4 protein-coding genes are annotated in these 3803 nt (G+C 48.7%); all 4 read right to left on the bottom strand.

What is annotated here, in order from left to right; genetic code table 11:
- Positions 1 to 984, bottom strand: a 984-nt coding sequence (locus tag P8O70_00905) for a class I tRNA ligase family protein (protein ID MDG2195443.1), incomplete at its 3' end; no start/stop codon positions are given.
- A gap of 59 nt (positions 985 to 1043) precedes the next feature.
- A complete protein-coding gene (gene dapB / locus P8O70_00900) occupies positions 1044 to 1781 on the bottom strand; it encodes a 4-hydroxy-tetrahydrodipicolinate reductase (GenBank protein MDG2195442.1) in 738 nt (245 codons plus the stop codon).
- A 165-nt stretch (positions 1782 to 1946) separates the two neighbouring features.
- Positions 1947 to 3578 carry a dihydrolipoyllysine-residue acetyltransferase gene (gene aceF, locus P8O70_00895; protein MDG2195441.1) on the bottom strand — a complete coding sequence of 544 codons (1632 nt, stop codon included), beginning with the start codon at positions 3576 to 3578 and terminating at the stop codon, positions 1947 to 1949.
- Between the two features lie 12 nt (positions 3579 to 3590).
- On the bottom strand, positions 3591 to 3803 hold a 213-nt coding region (locus P8O70_00890), incomplete at its 5' end, for a hypothetical protein (GenBank protein ID MDG2195440.1).

Raw genomic sequence — 3803 nt, 5'->3', positions numbered from 1 at the left:
GGCTGCCAGCTTCTCAACAATTTTTGGTCTTGCTTCCTCAATGGGCATCCCAGCGAATTCTCCCGCATTTGCCAGCAAGCGCCCCTGAAAGTCGATAATCTGTTCCTTGTCTAATTGGTGTCGCTCTGCGATCTCAAAGTCCGTGTGGTCGTGCCATGGAGTGATCGTCATCACTCCTGTTCCAAAGGATGGATCCACGACAGAGTCCTTGATGATTGTGGCCTCGACAGGCCCGTTGATCCATTCACACTCGAAGGTATCACCATGATTGAACTCTGAGTAACGCTCATCATCTGGATGCATCACGACATACTTGTCACCAAATTTTGTCTCTGGACGAACCGTTCCAATTTGGAAAGGCCCATACTGAAAGGTATAGAAGGGAGATGCCACTTCCTTACGGTCTACCTCATCGTCTGAGACATTCGTTTGTAGCTTCGGATCCCAGTTAACGATTCGGTGCCCACGATAGATCAGCCCATCTGCATACATCTGCGAGAAGGTCTCATTGACACATCGGTTCAGTTGAGGATCCATCGTGTAGCGATCCCTTGACCAATCACAACTGGAACCCATCACTCGAACTTGGTTTTTGATTATATCCCTTGAATCCAACACGTAGTCTGCGATCTGTCGCAAGACTTCTTCTCTACCTAACTCTTTTCTTGGGTCGATAATTCCTTCTTCTCGCTGAATTTTCTGTAAAACCACGTTTTCTGTGGCGATCGCGGCGTGATCTGTACCAGGTACCCAGAGTGCTTCGTAACCACGCATCCGATGCCAGCGAATCAGAATATCTTCCAGTGCCAACATAACTGCATGCCCCACATGCAATTGACCCGTGGCATTGGGAGGAGGCATGGAGATGGTGAAGCTGGGCTTGTCGGATTGAGCATCCGCTCGGAACCAACCACCTTCCTCCCACTGTTGATAGAGATCGGTTTCAAATTCCTGGGGGTTATATGTCTTGGCAAGAGATGTCATGGCCATTTGAATGACGGGGTTGGCAGAAATTCAACAATCATTTTAGAGTCAGCATTCAATCAGAGTAAGTGTTCGAGGCCATAGAAGAGTTGCTGGGATCCAATTACTTTTCGGCAAGCGAGGCAAACACCGGGCATGAAGGATTCCCGGTGAATCGAATCATGTCGAATGGTCAGTGTTTCTCCAGTTCCCCCAAAGATTACTTCTTGGTGGGCAACCAGTCCTGGCAATCTCAGAGAATGAACCCGGACTCCATGCACTTCTGATCCCCGAGCACCTTCAAACAACTCCTTCTCTTCTACCAGAGCCTTTGGGATTTCCTGGCGGGCTTCAGCGATTAGCTGTGCAGTCTTGACTGCGGTTCCTGAAGGAGCATCAGCTTTTCGATTATGGTGGAGTTCAATCACCTCTACATCGGGAAGATACTTGGCAGCATCTTGCGCATATTTCATTAATAATACCGCCCCAATCGCAAAATTTGGCGCAATTAGCCCTCCAATGTCTTTTTCTTTAGCCAATTGCTGAAGCTCTGCCACCTGCTCCGCCAGTAGTCCGCTGGTTCCAACGACAGGATGTACTCTAGCTTCCAGAATCTTACGAGTATTTTCAAAGGCGACGGCAGCCGTTGTGAAATCAACCACTGCTTGCGCCTGGCTTGCCTTAATTCTGGTGATCAGATCATCCCCCAGGTCTGTCTGGTCCACTAGTTCGAGATCTGCTGCTGCTGTAACTGCTTTAACAACTTCTTGGCCCATACGGCCTTTAGCACCATTCACCAAAACACGAATATTCTTCATTTTAGGACTTATTGAGGGTTGGAATTAGTTACAAATGAGAAGAGCAGCAAGGAAGGATAGCTTGATTGATTTGTGAGCTATGCGTGGGGCCGGTTCAATGTTCAAATAAGCTGCTGGATAACTTCTGTAGGAAGTTCTCCAGCATCAGAATATGAACCAAACTTCTCAGAGCAAAACTCGACGAATGTCGGTCAGGTACTTACCAAGGGACGCTACAAATCGAGCTGCCTCCGCTCCATCAATCACTCGGTGGTCATAGGACAGGTCAACAGGTTGCATCAATCGAGGAATAAATTCTTTACCATTCCAGACCGGCTGCATGCGAGAGCGCGTCAAGCCAAGGATCGCAACCTCTGGTGCATTAACCAGCGGAGTAAAGGCTGTACCACCAATTCCACCCAAGCTTGAAATCGTCATGGAACCTCCCTGCATGTCCTGACTTTTGAGCTTTCCATCACGGGCCTTGACACTCATCTCTCCCAAATAACGAGCCAAGTCATAAACACTCTTCTTATCAACATCTCGAATCACAGGCACAACCAGACCATTTGGGGTATCCACCGCGACACCAATATGGAAGTACTTCTTGAGGATTAGGCGCTCTCCATCCGGAGTGAGTGAAGAATTAAAGGTTGGAAACTGCTTCAGATTTGCCACCAGCGCCTTCATGATGAAAGCCAGTAACGTGATGCGAACACCTTGCTTGGCAGCTTCATCTTTCAACTCCTTGCGGAAATTCTCCAGGTTGGTGATATCTACCTCATCGTGATGCGTCACGGCAGGAATATTTAGCCAGACTCGATGTAGATTTTTACCTGAAATTTTCTTGATCCTTGGGAGATCCTGAGTTTCGATTTCACCGAATTTACTGAAGTCAACCTCTGGCATTGCAGGAATCCCGCTTCCAGAAGCGGCTGGTGCCGTAGCAACTCCAGATTCAGCTTTTGTGACAGCCTGCTTGACGTAATTTTGGACATCATCTTTGGTGATGCGATTCTTCCTGCCAGAGCCACTCAGTTTGGATAGATCCACTCCCAATTCTCTCGCAAACTTACGAACCGATGGACTAGCGTGTGCCTTGCGAAAGGCAGCCTCATCAATCTTATTCGGTTCTGCGACTGAACTCGTGGGGGCAGCTTGGGCAGGAGTAGGTGCTGAATCTACCTTCGCTACTTCCAGAGTTGAAGCTGCAGGGACGGAAGGTGCTGTGGCAACACAGCCTGAAGTGCTCAAGCGTACAACAGCAGTTCCTGCAGAAACACGATCTCCAACCTTGACCAATACCGTTTCAATTGTGCCTGCATCTGAAGATGGCACCTCTATCGTGGCCTTGTCACTCTCCAAGGTGATCAATGGATCTTCGATGTTGACGGCATCTCCTGGTTTGACAAAGATCTCAATGATTTCCACATCCTGGAAATCCCCAATATCCGGGACAATCACTTCCACGGAAGCAGAGGCTACTGGCACTGAAGCTGGTGCTGGATCAGTGGATGGGGCACTAGCAGATGGAGTCGGAGCTTCAAGCGCCTCTGTTGAAACTGACTGGCTGGTACCTGCTGCCTGTAGTTTCAGAATCGACGTTCCCTTTGAAACATGGTCTCCAACCTTGACCAGCAACTCAGCAACTTGTCCATCTTCCGGGCAAGGTACATCCATCGTGGCCTTGTCACTCTCCAACGTCATCACCGAATCCTCTGCCTTCAGTGAATCACCTGGTTTGACAAGAATTTCGATGATTTCCACATCACTGAAGTCACCGATATCTGGGACCGTGATTTCCTTGATCGTAGACATGTATGCACTCTCTCAAGCATAAAGTGGATTGGTTTTTTCTGAATCAATACCATACTTACGAATAGCCTCAGCAACCTGCTTGGTGTGAATTTCACCTTCGTCCGCCAGTGACTTCAGGGCAGTAACGGCGACATGGTAGCGATCCACCTCAAAGTGACTGCGAAGGGCTTTCCGGAAATCACTTCGTCCGTACCCATCAGTCCCAAGAGTTGTGTATCTTCGGGG

The organism is SAR324 cluster bacterium (genome assembly GCA_029245725.1).
Lineage (GTDB): Bacteria > SAR324 > SAR324 > SAR324 > NAC60-12 > JCVI-SCAAA005.
The sequence above is the reverse complement of the archived record's forward strand: the minus strand, read 5'-3'. Positions and strand labels throughout refer to the sequence as shown.

Coding starts and splice junctions, on each gene's coding strand:
- dapB (MDG2195442.1), bottom strand. CDS start 1,781: ATGAAGAATATTCGTGTTTTGGTGAATGGTGCTAAAGGCCGTATGGGC.
- aceF (MDG2195441.1), bottom strand. CDS start 3,578: ATGTCTACGATCAAGGAAATCACGGTCCCAGATATCGGTGACTTCAGT.